Raw genomic sequence first — 20,926 nt, 5'->3', positions numbered from 1 at the left:
AATACCAATACAAAAACCCGCATATACATTTGAATTAATTCATATTTTTTCAAAATACTTACACATATCCATAATAAATTCTTGGATGCATACTTTTTTTATTCTTATAACGAATCGGGTAGTAACAATAAATAAATATTTAGCAGAATTTCTCGGGACTTTTTAGCTGGTTTTTGGTGGTTGTGGTAGTGCTGTGCTTGCCGCTGCATTTCCAGAACTTGGGATCGGCTTCTTAGCTGTGGCACTTGCTTTTGGTCTAACTGTTTTAACGGGTGCTTATGCATTTGGTCATATTTCAGGGGGTCACTTTAACCCTGCTGTCAGTGTAGGCTTATGGGTAGGTGGACGTTTAGAAGCAAAAGATTTAGCGCCTTATATTATTTCTCAATTGATTGGTGGAACAATCGCAGCCTTGGTACTTTACATTATTGTGCAAGGTCAAACAGGCTTTGCAAGTAATGGCTATGGGGATTTATCACCTAACCATTTTTCTTTAATCTCCGCTTTTTTTAATTGAAGCGGTACTGACTGCATTTTTCCTGATTGTGATTTTAGGATCAACAGATCGTTGTGCGCCTGCTGGTTTCGCACCGATTGCTATCGGTTTAGCATTAACATTGATTCACTTAATTAGTATCCCTGTAACCAATACCTCAGTAAACCCCGCACGTAGTGCAGGTGTTGTCTTTTTTGCTGAGACAGCAGCACTGAGCCAATTATGGTTATTCTGGGTTGCACCTATTATTGGGGCAATCATTGGGGCGCTTATTTATAAAGTGGTCGGCAACGAGAAAAGCTAAGCTCACATTCCCATAAAAAACAGCCTTTTCAAGAGGCTGTTTTTTATAAAAATGGATTTTCAATTTCTTGTTCTGGCTTACGCTCAATCTGTTCAGGCAAGCTCTCTGCTTCTAACACAATGACCACTTCGTTGATAAAACTTTGTAAAGCTTTCGCTGCCTTTAAACCTGCTTGATCTTTGGTAATTTGTAAGTTGCCATATAAACTGACACAGTCCACTTGATTTTCCAAAGTCAGATCATAAATTGCCGAAGACTGATCGCCTTGTTCAAAAGGTTTAAACATCTTTTCCTCTCATTGTTCTTTTCTGTTTTAGCCTATTTGAGTTAAGCATAATCACTTTAGGATAGCTGCGATATTATCGCAATAATTGTAAAAAAAACTGAACCAATGCTTCAATTAATTGCTTGATTAAAGCATGTTTGGCTTCTTCATCTACTTGCGGTAACTTACTTTCAATCGGTTGTGATTGCCCTGAAGAAAATTGCTGCTGTTGCGCTTGAATACTTGCCGTGGTTGCTTCTTCAGCACATTGACTTTGTCTATCCCAACTCACATAGCTAATTTCTTTATTGGCTTTAACTTGTTGTGCCGATGTAGGCAATTGATAAACATTACGCTTTTGTTGTTCTGTGAGTTGTGGAAATAAATTAATTCCTAACTTTTCTTCTAAATAACAGATGCTCACCACTTTAACCTGTAATGAATCATTATTTGGTGCATAGTACGCACCAATAATCCCCTGTTTAGGTAAATACACTGCCTTATATACAGCAGTCGGTACAATCACACCACTACCAATGGTTTTTAAGCGCTTCGCTTCAAAAATTGGTCCAGTCACGACATAGGCATCTTTATGCTGTTTAGTCACAATAGAGCGTACTGCTTCTTCGAGTTTACGCCAAACTTCCTGATTATTCTTCGGTGATTGCGGCACCATATTGGCTAAAGAAAAGCTATCATGTTGTGCCGCAGTGTTATTCATATCGCCATTCGGTGCCATATGTCCACGATCGTACCCAGAACCACGGTAGTCCGCTAATAATGCACGATGCGCAAGCTGTACCCGTGTTTCCTCATGGAAACTGTCTTCACGTTTAATTTTGACACTTAAACGCTCAGGCGTCAGATATTCTGCTGACCAAAGTGGTGTTTTTGAAATACCCGAATACATCACATTAAAATCATTGAAGCACAAAGCATAACTATCTTTTTTTAGACTTTCTTTTATAAGTAAAGGAGGAACATCTCGATAAAACTGTTGTAAACAAGCATCATGACTAGATGCTGTAGGCATTAATTTACTAATTTTTTCATTGCCAAAAGCAATCGCAAAACTTCCCGTCGCGATCAAAGCGAGCACAATCTTTCCAACATTTTGGCTCAAAAAAGCAAATGGTGCTTCACTCTTTCTAGTTGTTTTCTTCGCCATAGCTATATCAAAATCAATATGAGCGCGAAGCTTAGCAATTCTAGACTCACGTGTATATTCAGATAAAGCGAAGAACGACACTTTATGTCGCAAAACTGTTCACTTGATCACCAGATAATAAAAATGGCACTCTAAAGTGCCATTTTGAATCGCTTTCTGTTATTTAAATTTCAATCTGACTCCCCAACTCCACAACACGGTTGGTTGGGATTTGGTAGAAATCGCTGACAGGGCTGGTATTCCGCTGCATCGAAATAAATAGTTTTTCACGCCACGGCGACATCCCATCACCCACTGTATGCACAATACGGTCACGTGAGATAAAGAAGCTTATCTGCATAAGATCGTATTCAAACTCTAATTCTTCATAGGCTTGAGCCAATGCTTTTGGCACATTTGGCTCATCTTTAAAACCATAGAAGATTTTAATGCGATAAAAATGCGCATTTAAAGTTTCGACACTGATTCGTTCTTCTTGAGGAACAAATGGAACATCCTCAATCACGACCGTTACTAAAATATTGCGCTCATGTAGTACTTTATTGTGCTTGATATTATGTAGCATCGCATGTGGAACAACATTCGGTGTACCCGTTAAGAATACAGCATCACCCGGTACTCGATGAACATTATCTCCAATACTTTTAACAAATAAATCGAGTGATAAGGTGTCATGCTCAAGCTTGGCAAACGTCAGTTCGCGCCCACGCTTCCACGTCATCAAGATCATAACCGCGACTGCACCGATCAATAACGGTACCCAACCACCTGAGAACATTTTTAATGATGCTGCCGCTACTAAAACCGACTCTAAAATAAAAAATGGAATAATCAAAAACATAACTTTTGGTAAACTCCATTTCCATGCATAGTATACAAAAACAGCAACCAAAATCGTGTCACATAACATGGTTAAAGTCACAGCCAAACCATAAGCACTTGCAAGGTTTGAGCTGGTTTTGAAAATTAAAATTAAGATGACAATCGCGATCAGCAATAACCAATTCAGAAATGGTACATAAATTTGTCCTTCTTCAGAATCAGAAGTATGTTTAATGCCTAAACGTGGTAAATAACCCAATTGGATTGCTTGACGTGCTAATGAAAAAACCCCAGAAATAACAGCCTGTGATGCAATCACAGCTGCCATCGTTGCCAAGATAATCATTGGGTACAAAGCCCAACCTGGGACTAGTAAATAGAATGGATTTTCAATAGCCGAAGGGTTACGAAGTAACAGCGCACCTTGTCCAGCATAATTTAATACAAGGCAAGGCAAAACAACGCTAAACCAACCGAAACGAATTGGACGCGGTCCAAAATGCCCCATATCTGCATATAAGGCTTCACCACCTGTGACCGTTAAAACAACAGCACCCATAATAAAAAATGCTTGTACAGGATGAGTGAAAATAAACTGAATTGCCCAATGAGGACTAACCATACCGAGTACGATTGGTGTTTGTACAACGCTAATGATGCCCAATATCCCCAATGACAAGAACCAGAGTAACGTAATTGGCCCAAAGAATTTACCAACAAACGCTGTTCCGTGTTTTTGCATTAAAAATAATGTCGTTACAATCACAATTGCAATTGGCACAATAAACGGATCAAGTACATTGGTGGCAATTGATAGGCCTTCAACAGCGGAAAGTACTGAGATTGCAGGCGTAATAATACCGTCACCAAAAAATAGCGATGCCCCAACAAAACCAATCGCAATTAAATAAATCTTTTTACTGTCGGATATTTTTGCTTTGCGTAGATTCAAAGCAAGTAGAGCCATGATTCCACCTTCACCATTGTTATCCGCACGCATAACAATAGCGATGTATTTAATACTAATAATCAGCATTAAACACCAAAAAATAATCGACAAGATTCCTAATACATTTTCAGGTTGAATTCCTAAGCCATGTGCAGCATGGAAGGATTCTTTCAAAGCGTACAGAGGACTGGTTCCAATGTCTCCAAACACCACCCCTAATGCTGCCAATGCAGTGGCAGGTAAGGCTGCTTTTTTTGCAGTACTTTGCATATATTGTCTTCAATATAGAACGTTATATTCCTTAATATTATCATTAGCCAAGAAGTTTTTCTGCAAATCTGTTCGACTACAACTTGGCAGTATGCTTTTTTTTAGTTACTATCGCACACCTTGGTGAGGTGTCCGAGTGGCTTAAGGAGCACGCCTGGAAAGTGTGTATACGTTTGCGCGTATCGAGGGTTCGAATCCCTCTCTCACCGCCAAATTGCAAAGAAATGCACAAAGATGCAGCAACAAAAGGCTTGATTCTAAAGGGATTGAGCTTTTTTTGTTGGGTTATGCAGTGAAGTGCAATCTATCCGAATCGTTGGTATAGTGTTGGTATAATTGTTGGTATCGTTTTCAATACCAACATTTAATACCAACAAATTGGGAGTTTTCCATGCTAACCGATTCAAAAATAAAGCGTTTGAAACCGCCCCAAAACGCAAAAAAACCTGACAAATACAGCGATGGGAACGGACTACAGTTACATGTTTTCCCTAATGGGCGCATGACATGGATATACGCGTATCGTTTCAATGGAAAGCAGAAGAACATCACTTTAGGCTCTTATGAGTTCCTAAGCCTTGCTCAGGCTCGAATTGAACACCTAAGAGCTAGGCAATTATTGGTTAATGGCATTGACCCATCCCAAAATAAAAAAGATGCCAAACAGGCAGATGATGAAAGTACCCTATTCAAAACATTAGCCCATGAATGGTTAGACAATCGAAAAAGCATCATTAAGGAAGCAACCTATCTAAGGGATTTATCCGTATTTGAAAAAGACATTTTCCCTTTTCTTGGTGATACCCCTATCGAGCAGATCAAGGGCAAAGATATTTTAGAATGTGCCAAGCGTATCGAAGAACGTGGCGCACAAGAAATGGCAAAGCGTTCTATTCCATTGGTAGGGCGAGTTTTTCGTTTTGCAATTCGTCAAGGGATTATTGAGAATGACCCTACCCCACATTTACACGAAGCCTTAAAGCCTAGAAAAACCAAAAACATGGCTAGACTGGATATATCCGAATTTCCTGCATTCTTGCACCGTATGGACAGGTATCACGGTAATCTACTGGTGAAATCCGCTTTGCAGTTAATGACCTTAACTTTTGTTCGTACGGCGGAATTGCGAATGATGGAATGGCAAGAGATAGACCTAGAAAGCAAGTTATGGCGCATCCCTGCTGAAAAAATGAAAATGGCTCTACCTCACATTGTGCCATTATCACAACAGGCTTTAGATATTCTTGAAATCATTAGACCCATTACAGGTCATAAGCAATACGTTTTCTATAACTACAGTACGGCACAACCTTTATCCAGTAATGCCCTTTTATGTGCAATTCGTACAATGGGCTATAAAGGTAAAATGACAGGTCATGGCTTTAGAGGATTGGCTTCAACCACACTACATGAACAAGGCTATATGCACGATGCTATTGAGGTGCAATTGGCACATAAAACAGGTAACGCCGTATCACAAGCCTATAACCATGCTCAGCACTTAGATTACAGAATCAAGATGATGCAAGAGTGGTCAGACTATATTGATGGGTTAAGAAACAATATTGTTCCTTTCCCTAAAAACAAACGTGCCTAGATTTTAATTCCATCAAATTCGATACCTTTAAATCTAAGCGACAGAATAAGATACTCAGGAACAATCTATTACATGCAATTACCCTATTATTTGCTATATTGATTTTGCTAGGTCTAGGAGGCATCCGAAAGCATATACCCAATATGTTGACCTAGTGACCTTTTGGGAATGCTATGGGAGGCATATTGGATATTATTCAAAGTGATTTAAATAGACTTTATAGCCAGTTTATATCTATTGATGATCTTATTAATATGCTGCAACAAATACAGCCAAACAATAATAAAGAGACGGTTGTTAGTTGGCTTGTATGTAAAAAAGAATTATTGAAAAAATCAAAATATTTATTATTTTTAAATGATTGTGAAATTATTGAATATTCAGAAGAAAATATCTACAACTTGCCATCACCTCTTGAAGTTATACGCAAATTAAATGAATCCCCCCATTGCTTAGAAATGCATACCGAGATGGTTGGCTTTGCTAAACAGCGACTATTATTAGAACTAAAAAATGATGGGTTACCCATTACTGATAAGATGATTGAAGCGACATATCCATATATACCAAATAGTGTGACACAACCCGAAACCGATGAGATGGCATATATTTTGAGTACTTTTCAGGATATGCTGGGTTTACAAAAATGCAGCGCAAGGGAAGTTCCAAGAATTATAAATGATATGGAGCGATTACCACCTATGTTACAGGCTGCTCTTGGTGCGCATCGAAGAATCAATATTCTTGGTCATTATGCTGGAGAAAAAGGGACGGCAAAAAAAGTTAAAACTTACCTCGGTGACCATTATCCAATATATAGAGAAAATTCCCTCTTAATCAAATCAATAACAACGATGATCAATTCTCCGATTAGCAATCTTATAAATGAGGATAATGAAGAAAATAATTTAATAGATGTTGCCGAAAACATTAAGTCAATTGGATTCAAAGCCCACTTCAACACTGTGAAAAAAGGTAAAACACCATAATTGAATAATCATTTATTGATATTGGTCACTAATATGGTGACCATTTTTTTTGATATGGTCACTACTTTGCAAAAATGGTGACCATCTAGCTTTATCTAGTGACCAACTACCTATAACTAGTAACCAAATAAAAATAACAAACTACACCCATCAAGCCAATGCAACGAACTGCAAAGGCTTTCTATTTCAATCTATGAATAGGATGGGTGTATATGTCATCTCTCAATCAAGAACAGTTTTTACGCATCAAAGACCTTGCCAATTATCCCGAAAAGCAAGCGGCCATTCACACTTATAAAAGCGGTATCAATAAAGGCAAAACCAAAAACATCAATGCACGTCCTGCCTCAAAAGGCTTGATCGGAGTATCTGACAAGACTATTTGGGAATGGGTCAAACGCGGTCTATTCCCTGCTCCTATCAAACTCAGCGATAGCGTTACCGTATGGCGACTTTCAGAAGTCCAAGCATGGATGCAGTCCAAAGGCTTGGAGGCTTAACCTATGGCTGACATCACCCATCGAACCCAAGTTTTAAGCCACTTAAAACAAGGTAAGACCCTCTCACAGGCAGAAGCCATCTATCACTTTGATTGCTATCGCCTGAGCGCAATCATTCAGCGTTTACGAAATGCAGGTTATGACATTGTGACCCATAACGAAAAGAACCTGAACAGCAAAGGCACACATGCCCGATACGAATTAAAAGAGGTGGCAGCATGAGCGAAATTATAGATTTTAAATCCGCAACCCAAACCGAGAGCCAACCCATGACCGATGACGAAATGCGGTTAGCGAATATCTACGACATTGCAGTCGGTTTAATTATTGATATTGAGGAGGGAAAAAACTTCTCAATGACACAGATAAAAGAGCAAATGATTGAAGTCCTAGAGATTATTCAAGAGGAGTTTTGACGCATGAAAGAACTTTATTCAAACCTTTTTAAATTGCTTCTAATATGGCTACTGGCGATATTTCTTATTGCAAGCTGTGGACGTTCGGCTTATGCTGTAGACCTCTCAAAATCTACTAGCGTCACCCCACAACGTCATTGTGGTTTTATTGTGCTTAATTTTTGCCTAGCCTCTCAAGCTGTGCAGAAAACAGGCGCAAGTGTTTCAGCTACACAAACAAGGCTGTACTCCCTCTATGAGGGGCAGACACGACAAAATAAGTCAGCAATGGTGAATATGTCGGGCGGTTCTAGTAGACCGAGAGTGATGCCCCTCACCAGTTTTAAACATGGTGAAATTTCTCAAAACTCAAAATTACTAGGAGGCAATCATCATGCCTAATCAAATCAATTCTACAAATGCACCTAAAAAATACGATGCTGGCGACATGCACGTCATTCAGTCGTTGGCTGCATGTGATATGAACTGGATGCAAAGCGCACTAAACCGAGTCCACCGTGACTTCATCAAGTTAAGTGTGGACTTACAGCAACAAGGCATACATTCATGCCATTTCGATGAACTAAAAACCGCACTGGAGATGTACAGCTACCTAGCAGAGGAGCATCATAGCTACCATGCAGAAATGTCAGAACAATACGAACAAGAATGGGAGAATACAAAAGGGGGTGATGTATGAATATAAAACCCTCATGGGATACTGCTCCCGATATGCTTGAGGGTGGCATTTCAAATGCTACCCATCAGAAACAACAAAGCCCACTTGAGCGAGTGGGCAATGATGCAAGCGATTCAATTGTTGAAGCACTTGAAGAATATACAGTCCCATTATTTAACAACAATCCGCTACACGGTGCAATGGTTAAAATGATGGGCGGTTGTTCTGTAGAAATCCGCCGTTCATTGATTGAGAACGCCACCCAGTATGGTGAATCTGATGATAACGCCCTATATGGCTTGGCGGTTTTTGATCTTTTTGACGAAAACCTACAACCGACTGGGGCAGTATTTACCAATCCAACAATTGAGGGATTTAAGGATATTGTTTTTGGTCATGGTGGCTTGTATTTCAATCGGTCAAAGTTGAATGAATTACCATTGCTCGTGACTGATGATATTCACATTGCATTTAAAACGACATATCCAGTCTATGCGCCATATAGTGATAGCAAGATCAAAGCCTACCAACTCAAAACTTTGTTTAAAGCACATCCTGATCTATATGTGATTGCCCCAGTCCATCAACAGGACGACATACAACGCCGTTATACTGACCTCGATGTCAAAATAGCATTTATTCCTGAACCGCCTAACCTTGCTATGTCGCAAGATGAACTGGATAGCATAATTCAGGTGGCAATTGAACAAGCCAAAGCCCCACCCAAAGGACATTTAGCCAAACCGTTCAAAATGGATGATGGTTCTTGGTTGCATGTATTGGAAAGCGGTTTATATCAGATCAAGGAAAAACAGGACGAGAACGGCGAAACCAAGCAAAGCAAAATACTCATTTCAAATGCTTTGATTATTTTGGGAGAAGCTCGAAGCCTTAAAAATGACAACTGGAAACGTGTTATTCAGTTCCACGATAAAGATCGTACTTTGCATACATTGATTATCCCTTATGAGCATTTCATGGGTGAAGCTCAAGACGCTTTAAAGTTAATTGCTAGTCATGGATTGATGCCGCCACGTCAGACCTACAAGAAAAATGTATTCATCAACTACATTCAAGACTACCCCATCGAGAAGCGTTTTCGTTGTGTAGATCGTACTGGATGGTATGGCAATACCTTTGTCACCACCAACCGCACCTACGGCAGCCAAGACGATGAGCAGCTATTATTCAATAGTGAAATGAAAGACCCTTACAGCACAATGGGAACGCTCGAGGGATGGCAAGAGTTAAGCCGATTGATTGAACCTCATGCCCTTGCTGTATTGTCCTTTGCCTGTGCATTTTCGGGGCAATTGGTGACACCACTAGATATAGAAAGCGGCGGCTTTCATATTTACGGTACTTCAACCGATGGCAAAAGCACGATTACAAAGGCAGCTTGTAGCGTATGGGGCAGACCGAAAGACGTGTCGAAGTCATGGCGCACGACTGACAACGCTTTGGAAAATGATGCAGAACTCCGCAATGATAATTATCTCAATCTCGATGAACTACGGCAGGCAGTCCCGAAAGCCGTGTCGGATATTGTGTATATGCTGACAGGCGCACAGGGCAAAGCACGGGGCAGTAAATCGGGTAAAAATCGAGACACCAAGCATTTTAACCTGATGTATACCTCTACAGGTGAGATTGCTTTAGAAGATCATTTAAGACGTGGCGGCATCGAAATGGATGCAGGGTTATTGCTCCGCTTTGCTCATATTCCCAGTGATGCAGGCAAAGGATGCGGCGTATTTGAGCGTATCAATTATGGCAATAGCTCCAGTGATGTTGGTAACCGCATTAATGAGCTATCCGCCAAACACTACGGACATGCAGGCATCAAGTGGCTTGAATATCTGACCGCCAATAAAGATGACTTGATGCTACAAGCACAATCCATGCTCGATGACTTCATAGCCAAACATGCCACCAAAAACAGCCAAGCGGTGCGAGTATTACGCCGTTTTGCACTGGTGGCAGTTGCAGGCGAACTAGCAACACAGGCAGGCATCACGGGATGGCAGCAAGGGCGAAGTTTTGACGCTGTAGGGCAATGTTTTAATACTTGGCTAGGCACACTGGGCAACGGCGGAAATATTGAAGAAACCAAGATACTGGAGCATTTCAAGGCATTCTTTGAAGCACATGGGACAAGCCGTTTTGAAAGCCTAACCATTATCCGCCATCCTGATGGTGAAGTGATTAGACCACGCATTAACAACCGTGTCGGCTACTATGACCCTGATGAGCGTATTTACCTTGTATCAAGCACTATGTTTAAACAGGAAATGTGTATCGGCATCAATGAAGCCACCGCCAAAAAGGTACTTAAAGCAAATGGATGGCTTGTACTGGGTGAAGATGACCGAGTAGTGAAGCGCATGGGCGGAAAATTACCCGATGGCAGCCGCCCGAGAATGATGCACTTTAAGGCTGATGTCATGCACAGCTTTGATGATGAATCCTAAAATAGCATTTTTAAGATGGGACGTGTGGGACGTTATCAATATATTTTAATGTAATACATTGTTATATATAAATATTATAACGTCCCATTAATTAAATTATATGGTTTTTAAATGTGGGACATAGATGGGACGTGTGGGACGTCATTTAATATACGTCCCATTGTGTCCCAAGTATCATACTGATATTTTGGACGTATTTATTATAGAGTGGGACGTATGTTTTTATATATAATCAATATCTTATCTATGCACGTCCCAAAAGTCCCACACGTCCCATCTAAAAAGGCACATACATACAGCTAAACGAGAGAACAACATGACAAATGTCATTCACATCATAATTGGGGTTACTGCTCTTTCCATTTTGGTTGGCAGTATATTCTTGTATTTTCGCTGGAAGTCTATCAAGGCTCTAAATAACCTGAACCGTAAAGCGATGTGTATCCACATTCCTGACTTTATTGACCCTAATCCTATTAAGGTCAACAGCAATACAACCAATAGACGAAGAATCTTATGTAGTGGGCATTTTGAAATGCTGAAAAAACAGAAAAAAAACTCACAATCACTAACTTATTACCCTGACGACACCCTTTAAAAAACACACTTAAAACCACGCTATAACGTATATATGACAAGGTTTAAACGGTTATTTATAGATAATTTTATATCTTAATTCTATCAAGGTAGGTCAAGGTAAAATGCTAAACCGTAAGTGTACGTAAGACTAAACTTGAAAAGTGTTGCATTTCATCTAAGTACATCCAAGTAATATTGGCTATTTGCATTACATGGTTGAAATTAGTTCTTCATCCAAATCGTCATCACCACCATACAATTCAATCAAGGTTGGAATATATGCACCATATTCCAACTTAATTTTCTCTTGTTTGGTTGGAAATATACCTAAGCCTTCATAATCTTTGCTTAGTTTTAATGAAGATGATGGAGTCGTTAAAGTTGTAATAGATCGAGCCACTTTGTTATATAACATTTTTGCTCGAAGCACCTCAAAGGTATATCCTCGTCCCATTCGATTTGCGACCCTTGTAATACCATTATGCCCTTCAGTATAAGCATTGGTAATTCTTATTGGCGCATCCCAATAGGTGAATATATCCTCAAAGTTATTATTCACAGTTTTAGCAACATCACGAAAAGACTTTAAATATTTGGGAATACAGCTTTCCCATTCATGAAACCTTTGTATGGCATCGTATTTGGTTGTTGCTTCATAAATATTATAAAACTGCTCTTTGAGGTCATAAGCTTCCTTAAATTCAGGATGCCATTTTTCTAAATTTCCTAAAATTCTTTGTTGATCTTCGGTTAATGAATTTGGTCGTTTAAGCAGTATCCACCGTAAATGTTTTTTCATATTCAGTCGGGCATCACGGTCCAAACTACTTTGTAAAGCTATACGTTCAGTGTCTAAAGCTTCACTTGCCATTCTCACTACATGAAACTTATCAATAATCAACTTGGCAGTTGGTAGGTGCAGACGAAATGACTTTTTGAAGGGTCGCCACATATCACTGCAAATCCATTCTACTTTTTCTGCATCAGGCAGTTTGGCGAAGTATGGTAGCAAGGTATCTTGAGTCCTTTCAGGCAGCATGTCATACAAGCTGTTCATCGCAAGGTTGGTGATGACACAACGATATGTTCCCATCAATTTAAGTTCATCAATACCCATAATCGTTGGCGTTTCAAACTTAATATCTCGCTCTAATTCCTCTACGAAATCGAGCGTAATGTTTTTAATGGTGTTCACGACTACACCCGTATCTTCGGCAAGCTGCGTAAAGGTTCGATCTAAGCAACGCTTGCGTACTTGCTGAATCAGCCGATGGGTCGCTCTACGTTTTTCATCCAAGAAGCTGAGTTGAGGGGTAATCATGCTTTTGCATTCAGAACAGCGATAGCGTGTACGTATCACCTCAATTTTTACTGGTTGCATCTGCAAAGGGGTATCAGCAAAATGATTGATACGCTGACCGTGCTTATATAAGCGTCCACCGCATTCAGGGCATGTTTGCAAATGCTCACCGCTTGGCTGTACGGTAATCATAATACAGCCATCTTCATTACGGTAATCTATCGGCTGTACACCTTCCAGTTGCAGAATATCAATCATTCCAATACTCCGTTATGTTAGGCGATGCACATCAATGGTTTCACCATCTTTAAGCAATTTATACAGCACCTTGATCACATTTTGCATCGCTTGTGCATCGGTCTTGAGCAACAATGCTGATAAGTCTTGATGTGAGGTCAGTGCTTGAATAATTGCGCCTTTCGTTGCTGATGGCAAATTACCTTGCAAGGCTGTGGATTCAGGATTATTTTCAATCTGAGCCATAACTACATCGTTATTTCGTAGAATGGTTACTAAATGATTGATGTATACCACCTGTTCTTCACGGGTAGAAATATCGCCAAAAGTCTGAGCAATAAGATCAATAACTTCTTTCAGATAAGTCATTTTGGTTGGCTGTAAATCACCATTGGCTGTACCTTGGATGGGGGCTAATGGTTGAGGTTCATCCGCTTCGGGATGATCGGTATCATCGGTTTTAAGTTTCTTTTTAAAGATGCCAAAGCCAGTCAGTACCAAGCCTGAAATATCAATTTCTTTAGCAGACATACCATTTAATCGTTTGGATAAGAGCTTGGTAAATGCCGAGAAGTTTTCAAGTTCAGGATCGCCAAAGTCAATAAGCTGTGCTACATAGGAATAAATACGGCTAAACTTATCCAAATTGCCCTTAAAGCGCATCAAGGTTTGTAATTCTACGTCTAATTGCTTGCGCTCAAATTCGGCTTTTTCTGCGCCTTCATCATTACCGTCTGCTTTGGCTTGATCAAATGCAGTTTCCTGTAGCTCAATCGCCTGTTTGAGCATTTTCAGTTTTTGGTTAAAAAGGCGGGCGACACGATCGGTTGCTTTAAACAGGTCGGGATGGGTAGTTTCTTTGAAATCATGATTACTAATATCGCGGATAGTTTTAAAACGAGCTGCTTTAAACTTCTCCAAATCATCTTCGGTAATCAGATCAAGTTCTTCAATATTGTCTTTGATGGTATAAACCACATTCGGGTCTTGTACATCCACCATTTTTGCCCCGTTGTCGTACTTTTTGAAGCACTTTAAAATCCATTCAGGGTCATTCACAAAGTCAATTACAAAGGTTTGATCTTTGCCTGTGGTGGTACGGTTTAAGCGTGACAAGGTTTGTACCACTTCAACTTCATTGGCAATGACTTTATCAAGGTACATGGCGCAGAGTTTGGGTTGGTCAAAGCCTGTTTGGAATTTATTCGCCACTACCATTAAGCGATATTCAGGGCGGTCAAATGCGATGCGTAAATCAGAATTAGGTGTATCGGCATTCATATTGGCTTCGGTAAATTCAGCATCTTCACCAACTCGAAATAGCACCCCATTTTCTGTATCACCATCTGCTTCATGACTAATCTGTTTGCCCGTGAGCTTACCTGAAAATGCTACCAAGACACGGTAGGCACTGTATTCAGGGTTATCTTCAATATATTTTTCCAAGGCAATTTTATATCGTGCTGCCGCAGGGCGTGAACTGGTCACGATCATGGCTTTGGCTTGACCATTAAGCAAATTGGCAACATTGTGGTGGAAATGCTGAATAATAAACTGCACCTTTTGTGTGACGTTGGTGGCATGTAAAGCCATCCAACGGGCTAAGGCTTTCTTTGCTGCTTTAGAGTTGACTCGTTTATCATCATCAACTGCATCACCACCGAGCTTAAAAGCTGTCTTGTACGGCACATAGCCTTGCAATACATCTAAAATAAAGCCTTCGTCAATGGCTTGGCGTTGCGGGTACAGGTGAAACGATTCAGGCAAATTATCATCACTGGCAGGCTCACCATTTTTGGTACGACCAAACAGCATTTTGGTCGAGTGTTTTGGGGTTGCAGTAAAGGCAAAGTGACTGATGTTTTTAGACTGTACACGGGCTTTTTGAATTTGCTCAAGCAATTCCTCAACAGTCAGGCTTGCCATTGCTTCACCCGACTGCAATGCCAATGTCGCTTGCAGTTTAGATGCCGTTGAGCCTGTTTGCGAGGTATGTGCTTCATCAATCACAATACCGTAGTTACGGTCGCTTAAACTGGTATTGGTCAGAATCGCTTCCATCACATGCGGGAAAGTCTGAATGGTCACAATAATGATCTGTTTATTGGACAACAGTGCATCTTCAAGCTGTTTGCTTTTCGATTTGCCCGAATGTTCTTTGTCCTCACGGTTAATCGCAGCAATTAAGCCTTTCTGATGGTCTAATTGTTGAATCGCTTCCTGTAACTGGTCATCCAGTACCGTTCGGTCTGTCACCACAATGACGGAGTTATAAAACGGTTTACCGTCATTGTGACGCAAACGCACCAGTGAATGACACACCCAAGAAATCGTAGAGGTTTTGCCTGAGCCTGCACTATGTTCACACAGATAATTCAGTCCTACGCCTTTTTCTTGCACATCGGCAATGATTTTATTCACCGCATCAAACTGGTGGTAACGTGGAAAAATCAAGCGTTCCTGTACAGTCCAGTTGCCATATAGATCGACTTTATTTTTCTTTTCCACATAGACAAAGTTATGGAATATTTTCAGCCAATTATCACGTTGGCAGACATAATCCCAAAAGTAAGCCACTGGATAATCTTCACCTTTAGCCACATCCGCAGGAGGATTGCCTGCATGTCCCTGATTACCTTTGTTAAACGGCAAGAAATAGGTGCTTTCACCATCTAAAGCCGTGGTCATGGCAATTTCAGATTCAGACAAAGCAAAATGCACAATTGCACCACGCTTAGGTGTCAGCAATGGCTCTTTACGTCTTGTTTTAGGGTCTATCGGCTTACGGTCATTTTTATACTGCTCAATGGCATCTTCTAAAGACTGATTAAACTCGGTCTTAATTTCTACCGTTGCCATTGGCAAGCCGTTAATAAAGAACACAAGGTCCAAAATGCCTGCATCTTTAGAAGGGTGGTATTTAAGTTGTGGAACAACACGTAGGATATTGGCGTTGTAGCGGTCAATGACAGCTTGATTGCGTCCATCTTCGGGTGCGCTTTCACTGAGGTCGATTGTGCCTGCGCCCGCCATGCTAAAGCCATTACGAAAGATATGGATTGTGCCTTTCTTATTCAATTCATCATCCAAGCGGTCGATGATGCGTTTTTCGGTATTATTGCCATTCAAGGCTTGCAGTTTTTCCCACTTTTCAGGCTGTGTGGCTTGAATCCATGTGATTAAATCTTCGGGATACAGTGCATATTCGGTATGGTAATTTTTACTTTGCCCAACCACCCAACCTTGCGCTTGCAGTTTTTGCACAATATAGGCTTCTAAGTGACTTTCATAATGGGCTTTGTCTGCCAAAATATTCATGCTATTCCCCTTATTCTTCATTTTGTTGTAATGCGTGTTGCCAAAACGGGTCTTGATGCCATAACTCAGGCATTCCCATATTGGCTTTGGATAATGTTGGATACTGCTCAATTAAATCTTTGAGTCGTTTTGCCCATGTTGAATTTGGGCTGATCTTATAAAGTAAGGTTTGTATTGCCACCAAAAGCATATAGGTACGCTTCTCATAGCGAATCGCGGTATTACTTAATATGATTGGTTGTTGAAGCCATTGAATCGCATTTGACGTTGGAATCTTGATGCTTCGACCATGTTCTTTATTCCATAGTCGGCTATGGTGGGCGCAAATATTGCGTACATCATTCAGCGTTTTCAGCCATGATTCTAAAACTTCGGCATGTAATCCTAAGTTTTGAGCAATCTGTTTTTTGGCTTGAGTCGATTTGAGTCCAACATAAAGATGGCTGAGTTCACCCCAAGTCAGCATTTCAATCATCATCCACGAAGGCGGTAATTTCGGGCTGTCATATTTAGATAAATAGTGGCGTAAGAAGTTTTCTTTACGCACTTTGTCTTTTAAAGCATCTTTATCAGCTTGCGATACAGATTTACGTTGATCAATGGCTTTTTCATCACGCTCTAAGCGGCTTTTTTCATCCAGTAATTGTCGTTCAATACTGGCAAGCAAACGCATGTGGGCATAGCCATAATTAAAATGCTGTTCATCGGTGTACCAAAAAGCATCATTGGAAAGATGACACAACACATTGCAAATTTGTGCCCGTATAGCGACTTCGATACGTTCAATCGCATCCATGACCAAGAGCCGTAACTCCCGATCAAAGATATATAGGTTGAGTACATCATCAAATGTGGTATTGGCTTTAAATTGATGTAAGACTGTTGAAGGCGTGGTAACAATTTGCTGAAATGGAATGGTATAAGCCGATAGGCGATAGTAGCCAATAAAGCTTAAATAGCGGTCTGCCCGTGCAAGATCAGGAATGATTAAGCCACGATCTTGCCAAGTTTGAAGATGCTCTTGGTTGCTTTTTGCCTGTTTAGTGAATTGAACCATCGCAATTTCTCAGGCAAAAAAAACCTGCCGATTTGTGCGTGAACAAGCGAACTTGAACCTAGGCATGGCAGGTATGTTGGTGAGAATAATGACAAATGTCGCTATTGAAGTAAAGCGAAATTTACACTTTGCTAAAGAAATCATGCGCCAAACTCCCGAACGTCAATTTTCCCTGTAATTGCATGGGAGATAATCGAAGAACGATATTCTTTAAGTTTTTCGATTAAAGATTTTTGTTTACTAATTAGATTATTTATTCGTGATTGGTTTTGAATTATATATTGCAAAATTTGGGATTGCTCATTTGGTGGTGGGAGTGTGATTTTTTCATTTTTAACTTGAGTACCTGTAATTAATGGTTGAGCAGACTTAGAAGCTAAATTATTTAGATTACGGGAAAGTAAAATATATTGTAATATTTCTAAATTCACTTTTTTTGAATAAACTTTCAATATCAATGAGTTGTCACTAATCCAAGATGGGTAGTTTATCAAATGTACATTCCCACATAATGCACCAACTCGCCCAATTGATAAAACAGGTTCTTTATAATTTGATTTTGATGTCCATCCCATCATTCCATTTCCACCAATAACGGGAAAGCTATTTTTATCATCAGCTATATCTAGCACTTCTAAACTATTGATTCCTTGTCCACTTGAACAATGCGCTAAAAATTTGATTGAAATAACTTCCCAATGCTCAGGCACTTCCCCCAACCATTCCACACCACTGTCTTTCATGGGTGCATTGGGATTTAAACCTTTAGTCACAGCATGAGAAATAATCGACTTACGCTGTTCTTCTAAAAGTTCGATTAACTTTTCTTGTTTGGCGATGAGGTTGTCAATTCGGGCAGTTTCGGTGTCGAGAAATGAAACAATGCGTTTTTGTTCATCTTTATTTGGTAAAACAACAGGCATTTTATTTAATTCGTCCATCTTTAAAGATTGACGCATACCTTCGCCCATCGAATAAAATACTTTCTGTAAGTCGTAAGCACGAAACAAATAATTATAAAAATCTGCATTCTGTTTGGTTTTGACAGCAATATATGCAGACGTAATAATTCCGTGATACTTTGAGATAGCACTTCTTAAACTACGTTTATCATTTTGCAAATCAGTAAAGCGGAAAACAATATTATTTGGTTCAATAATTTGATAAGTTTCAAAGGATTCAGGCAATAAACCTTTATTGTCATCAATATTCTTTTCTTTAATATTTCCATAACTTAAAGACAAAACATTAGTTTCTTTTAAGCCAATATTTTTCTTTTTGTTTTCATCAAAAAGATAACCAAACCTTTTTAAATTCCAATGCTCAGGTACATCACCTAACCATTCCACACCGCTATTTTTATAACTTGGGTATTGTTTAAATTGCATCTTTAAACCTCCCCAAGCAATTGTGCGACTTCGGCAGATAGTTCTTTAATCTCAGCCATAATCTCATTCGGATGGCGTGGCTGCTCAAACACATAGAAATAACGGTTAAAGTTAATTTCATAACCCACTACACCGACTTGACCATCTTTGCTATCAGTATAAGTGGTATCAATTACTGCATCAGGCGCATGAGGAAGTACCTCTTTCGCCATATAATCCTGAATATTCTGATTTAACGGAATATTTTCATAATCAGTCAGGTCATTATCCATTTGCACTTCACCATTAATTTCAACGGCTTCGGCATCAGGATTTTGCACCCCAAACGCAGCGATCAAAGCATTCTTTAAGCCCTTACTGACTTTGCTGAGTGGTAGATTTTTCAGGAATGTATTCTCAAACCAAGCATAATCTTTCGATTCACCGAACTGCTGTTCAATATAAGCTGATACCGCATTTTGGTCGCTGTCTGATAACTTGCCAAACTCTTTCGATGCTTTAAAGGATTCCAGTTTTTCCGCATCAAATTGAAGATCAATGCGTAGAGGGCGCAAGACTTTGACTCGGCGGTAGCCAAAGTCGGTATAGTCAAAAATCTTACTCACCGAACTTTCTTCAAAATCGGCATAAATACGGCTAATTTCATCAATCGAATTTTGGTCAATAAACTTGCGCTTATTACCTTCGTTTTTACGCATAGGTGAACCCATGCCTGTAGTATCAATCAGTTGTACTTTGCCTTTGCGCTGTTCAGGTTTACGGTTTGAGATTAACCAAATGTAAGTACCAATACCTGTACGGAAGAAAATATCTGTCGGCAATGCCACAATCGCTTCGAGATAATCATTTTCTAAAATAAAGCGTCTAATTTCTGACTCGCCTGTGCCTGCACCACCGTTAAACAATGGTGAACCCGATAGCACAATCGCACCACGACCACCGCCATTTTCAGGTAGTTCTAACTTAGAAATTAGGTTTTGTAAAAACAGCATTGAACCGTCACTGGCTTTAGGCAAACCCGCACCAAAACGCCCATTTAAGCCTTTTTCTTTATGCTCTAATTGAACTGCACTGGCATCTTTCGCCCATGACATACCGAAAGGCGGGTTAGAACATTGATAGTGGAAACGCTGTCCTGCAAATAAGTCATTACTGAGGGTACTGCCCAATTTAATATTTTGCGATAAATCACGGCTTGGGTCAGATTCCAGTTTTTTGAGCAACATTGAACCCAATGCGACCGCATGAGTTTCAGGCTGCAATTCCTGTCCGTGGGGTACAAGTACAGGGGCAACTTTATAGCGGTCTTTAAAACCGTCTACATAATTCATCATGTCGGTTAGGAAGCCCGATGTACCGCACGTTTGATCATAGATAGTTCTGATTAAACCATTCTTTTGTTCAAACAGCTCATTATCAGGCTCAAGCAATAAAGTCGCTGCCAAATGGACAATATCGCGCGGAGTCATAAAGTCCTCAGACCCCGTACCGACTTCCGCACCAAATCTTGCAATCAAATGTTCATAGACATTACTCATGGTGCGGTCAGGAACAACATTCGGATGTAAGTCGATGGCAGCGAAATTATTGCAAATACGTAGTAACAGATTGGCTTTGGCTAATTTATTAATCGTGGTATTGAAATCAAACTGTTCAAAGATGACACGTACATTTTCAGAAAAATTGGCGATGTAATCTTCAAGGTTGGCTTTGGTTTTTGTACCGCCTAAATTGGATAGGTTATAGGTTGATTTGTTATAAAATGGATTGCCGCTTACGTTAGTAAGAATATCGTCAAGCGCCATCCCTTGATCTTTGAATTGCGCATAAGTATTGAGAACAGCTTCTTTCGTTGGCTCAAGTACACATTCCAAACGTCTTAATACCGTAAAGGGTAAAATGATTTTGCCGAACTCTGTATGTGGGAAATCACCCCAAAGATCATTTGCATTGTTCCAAATAAAACTTGCCAGTGTCGATTCAGTATTGTTTGGTGCAGAAGCCATTTTGTTTTTCAACCTTATTTTGCAATAGTTAAATGTTATGCAATTAACGTAGATTTCTCAACCTTGAAATGCAATATTCAAAAATTTCAAATCTGACTAATTTTTTATTTCAGAATAAAGACTTAATGTTAAAATT

The 20,926-nt window shown here is 39.8% G+C and carries 16 protein-coding genes, 1 tRNA gene and 1 pseudogene; 10 read left to right on the top strand and 8 right to left on the bottom strand.

Features of this window, described 5'->3' with window-relative positions:
- Positions 1-166 precede the first annotated feature (166 nt).
- Positions 167-800: pseudogene (aqpZ, locus tag O1450_RS01120) on the top strand (aquaporin Z).
- 43 nt (positions 801-843) lie between these two features.
- On the opposite strand, the gene O1450_RS01115 reads toward aqpZ, so the two are convergent.
- The 3 genes from O1450_RS01115 to O1450_RS01105 all read right to left on the bottom strand — a co-directional run bounded on the left by O1450_RS01115 (position 844) and on the right by O1450_RS01105 (position 4,274).
- Positions 844-1,086 carry a hypothetical protein gene (locus tag O1450_RS01115; RefSeq protein WP_269229403.1) on the bottom strand — a complete coding sequence of 81 codons (243 nt, stop codon included), beginning with the start codon at positions 1,084-1,086 and terminating at the stop codon, positions 844-846.
- Positions 1,087-1,159: 73 nt separating this feature from the next.
- Positions 1,160-2,233, bottom strand: a complete 1,074-nt coding sequence (locus O1450_RS01110) for a DNA/RNA non-specific endonuclease (protein WP_269229402.1) — start codon at positions 2,231-2,233, stop codon at positions 1,160-1,162.
- A 163-nt stretch (positions 2,234-2,396) separates the two neighbouring features.
- Complete coding sequence (locus O1450_RS01105) at positions 2,397-4,274, bottom strand: potassium transporter Kup (protein WP_269229401.1); 1,878 nt, start codon at positions 4,272-4,274, stop codon at positions 2,397-2,399.
- 122 nt (positions 4,275-4,396) lie between these two features.
- On the opposite strand from O1450_RS01105, the gene O1450_RS01100 reads away from it, so the two are divergent.
- The 9 genes from O1450_RS01100 (at position 4,397) to O1450_RS01060 (ending at position 10,905) form a co-directional block, all read left to right on the top strand.
- A tRNA-Ser gene (locus tag O1450_RS01100) sits at positions 4,397-4,486 on the top strand.
- A gap of 179 nt (positions 4,487-4,665) precedes the next feature.
- Positions 4,666-5,871 (top strand): tyrosine-type recombinase/integrase, encoded by a 1,206-nt coding sequence (locus O1450_RS01095; RefSeq protein WP_269229400.1) that lies wholly within the window; start codon positions 4,666-4,668, stop codon positions 5,869-5,871.
- 185 nt (positions 5,872-6,056) lie between these two features.
- Positions 6,057-6,860 carry a hypothetical protein gene (locus tag O1450_RS01090; protein ID WP_269229399.1) on the top strand — a complete coding sequence of 268 codons (804 nt, stop codon included), beginning with the start codon at positions 6,057-6,059 and terminating at the stop codon, positions 6,858-6,860.
- Positions 6,861-7,072: 212 nt separating this feature from the next.
- Positions 7,073-7,360 (top strand): helix-turn-helix transcriptional regulator, encoded by a 288-nt coding sequence (locus O1450_RS01085; protein WP_269229398.1) that lies wholly within the window; start codon positions 7,073-7,075, stop codon positions 7,358-7,360.
- 3 nt (positions 7,361-7,363) lie between these two features.
- Entirely contained in the window at positions 7,364-7,582 is a 219-nt protein-coding gene (locus O1450_RS01080; RefSeq protein WP_269229397.1) for a helix-turn-helix domain-containing protein, read from the top strand.
- Complete coding sequence (locus tag O1450_RS01075; RefSeq protein WP_269229396.1) at positions 7,579-7,776, top strand: hypothetical protein; 198 nt, start codon at positions 7,579-7,581, stop codon at positions 7,774-7,776. Before O1450_RS01080 ends, O1450_RS01075 begins: the two co-directional genes overlap by 4 nt.
- Before the next feature lie 3 nt (positions 7,777-7,779).
- Positions 7,780-8,157, top strand: a complete 378-nt coding sequence (locus tag O1450_RS01070) for a hypothetical protein (protein ID WP_269229395.1) — start codon at positions 7,780-7,782, stop codon at positions 8,155-8,157.
- Positions 8,150-8,455, top strand: coding sequence for a hypothetical protein (locus tag O1450_RS01065; RefSeq protein ID WP_269229394.1), 306 nt, complete (start codon positions 8,150-8,152; stop codon positions 8,453-8,455). The genes O1450_RS01070 and O1450_RS01065 overlap by 8 nt, the downstream gene beginning before the upstream one ends.
- Entirely contained in the window at positions 8,452-10,905 is a 2,454-nt protein-coding gene (locus tag O1450_RS01060) for a DUF927 domain-containing protein (protein ID WP_269229393.1), read from the top strand. Before O1450_RS01065 ends, O1450_RS01060 begins: the two co-directional genes overlap by 4 nt.
- A gap of 787 nt (positions 10,906-11,692) precedes the next feature.
- Here the strand turns inward: O1450_RS01060 and O1450_RS01055 are convergent.
- From O1450_RS01055 to O1450_RS01035, 5 genes are all read right to left on the bottom strand, one after another.
- Entirely contained in the window at positions 11,693-13,042 is a 1,350-nt protein-coding gene (locus tag O1450_RS01055) for an ISL3 family transposase (RefSeq protein WP_269229392.1), read from the bottom strand.
- 12 nt (positions 13,043-13,054) lie between these two features.
- On the bottom strand, positions 13,055-16,339 hold the full coding sequence (locus O1450_RS01050; RefSeq protein ID WP_269229391.1) for a type I restriction endonuclease subunit R: 3,285 nt from the start codon (positions 16,337-16,339) through the stop codon (positions 13,055-13,057).
- 10 nt (positions 16,340-16,349) lie between these two features.
- Entirely contained in the window at positions 16,350-17,396 is a 1,047-nt protein-coding gene (locus O1450_RS01045) for an Abi family protein (RefSeq protein WP_269229390.1), read from the bottom strand.
- Between the two features lie 140 nt (positions 17,397-17,536).
- Positions 17,537-18,784, bottom strand: coding sequence for a restriction endonuclease subunit S (locus O1450_RS01040; RefSeq protein WP_269229389.1), 1,248 nt, complete (start codon positions 18,782-18,784; stop codon positions 17,537-17,539).
- A 2-nt stretch (positions 18,785-18,786) separates the two neighbouring features.
- The gene (locus tag O1450_RS01035) at positions 18,787-20,790 is read right to left on the bottom strand and encodes a type I restriction-modification system subunit M (RefSeq protein WP_269229388.1); all 2,004 of its coding nucleotides are present in this window, start codon (positions 20,788-20,790) and stop codon (positions 18,787-18,789) included.
- Between the last annotated feature and the right edge of the window lie 136 nt (positions 20,791-20,926).

This window comes from Acinetobacter sp. TR11 (assembly GCF_027105035.1).
Taxonomy (GTDB): domain Bacteria; phylum Pseudomonadota; class Gammaproteobacteria; order Pseudomonadales; family Moraxellaceae; genus Acinetobacter.
This window is presented reverse-complemented; position numbering and strand designations above follow the sequence as displayed.